Annotated in this window: 1 protein-coding gene; it reads left to right on the top strand. The window is 64.5% G+C overall.

Translation table 11 applies throughout. The features are described 5' to 3' along the window. On the top strand, positions 1–1014 hold a 1014-nt coding region (locus tag EQW76_RS28695; RefSeq protein ID WP_143123527.1), incomplete at both ends, for a molybdopterin cofactor-binding domain-containing protein.

The raw sequence follows: 1014 nt of genomic DNA on the forward strand, positions 1-1014 counted from the left end.
ATTGGGTACCTCACACCAAATGGGGCACGCTCGGTGGCGAAGGGGACCTGCTCTACGGGCGGGGTTTTGCCTATGCCGTCTATATCCACGGTCCCTTCCCCGGCAAGGCGGCTGCCTGGGCTGCCTGGGTGGCCGACGTTGCGGTCAACACCAAGACCGGCGAGATCGCGGTGACGAAGGTAACGTGCGCGCAGGATTCCGGGATGATGATCAATCCCGACGGCGTCAAGCACCAGATCCATGGCAACGTCATCCAGTCGACCAGCCGCGTGTTGAAGGAGCGCGTCGAATTCTCCTCCACCGCCGTTACCTCGAAGGAGTGGGGTGGTTATCCGCTGATCACTTTCCCGGAATTGCCCGATATCGACGTGCTGATGGTGCCGCGTCAGGACGAGCCGCCGCTGGGTGTCGGCGAATCCGCCTCTGTCCCCAGTGCCTCGGCCATTGCCAACGCGGTCTACGATGCGACTGGCATCCGTTTCCGCGAACTGCCGCTGACACCGGAGCTGGTGCTGTCGGCACTAAGGGGCGATGCGTCCGCAGCGCCGACCACGACGTCTGCGCCCAAGAAGCGATGGTGGAACTTCGGTCTGTCTGCGGCTGGTGCCGTGGCGGCGATCGCCGGCCTGGCGACGATGGCGTCGCCCTGGCGCCCGGCCATCGCCACCATCGAGAGGCCCGATACGAACGTCTACAGCGCCGCCACCATCGAGCGAGGTAGGCTGGCCGCGGCAGTCGGCGCCTGCAATGTCTGCCATGTGGGCAGTGACGGAACGCCCTTTGCCGGCGGGCGGCGGTTCGATACTGCCTTCGGGACTGTCTACGCGACCAATATCACCCCGGACGTGACCAACGGTATCGGGGGCTGGTCCTATCCGGCCTTCGAGCGTGCCATGCGCGAGGGCATCAGCCGCGATGGCCATCACCTCTACCCGGCCCATCCCTATACATCGTTTGCCGGTGCGGAAGATGCGGACCTACAGGCGCTCTATGCATACTTGATGACGCAAACAG

Source organism: Rhizobium sp. rho-13.1 (assembly GCF_007000305.1).
Taxonomy (GTDB): Bacteria; Pseudomonadota; Alphaproteobacteria; order Rhizobiales; family Rhizobiaceae; genus Rhizobium; species Rhizobium rhododendri.